Raw genomic sequence first — 428 nt, 5'->3', positions numbered from 1 at the left:
CGGCTGGTTGGAGACGCGCACGACGCCCTGGCAGCGGGCGCACACCCGGCCCTCCGCGTCCATCAGCTTCGCGGAGGCGAAGAGGGTGGAGGAGCCGCCGTTGTCGATGACGGCCTCCACGCGGAGGTGGTTGCCGGTGGCGGGGCGCTCGAAGCTCATGGACAGCTGGACGGTGGCGCAGCGGCGGGTGGGGTCCCGGAGCGCCGGGGTGCAGCCGATGGCGAAGTCGAAGAGGGCGGAGAGCACGCCGCCGTTGACGGCGGAGGCCCCCAGGCCGCCCCGGTGCTGCGGCTGCACCTCCGGAAGCTCCACCACCACCATGCGCCCTTCCGGGAAGGACATCCGGGCGCCGAAGTGGCGCATGGTGAGGCTCTGGGTGAACAGCTCCGCGAAGCGGTCGAGCTGGGCCTGGGACGGGCGGGACGGGG

Annotated in this window: 1 protein-coding gene; it reads right to left on the bottom strand. The window is 73.6% G+C overall.

What is annotated here, in order from left to right; all coding sequences use genetic code 11:
• A partial coding sequence (locus tag D7V77_RS42695) for a PaaI family thioesterase (RefSeq protein ID WP_147452393.1) occupies window positions 1-428 on the bottom strand: 428 nt, incomplete at both ends.

Origin of the sequence: Corallococcus sp. CA041A (assembly GCF_003612075.1) — a bacterium.
Classification (GTDB): Bacteria; Myxococcota; Myxococcia; order Myxococcales; family Myxococcaceae; genus Corallococcus; species Corallococcus exiguus.
Note: the sequence above shows the minus strand (reverse complement) of the source record. Positions and strands in the feature narration are given on the sequence as shown.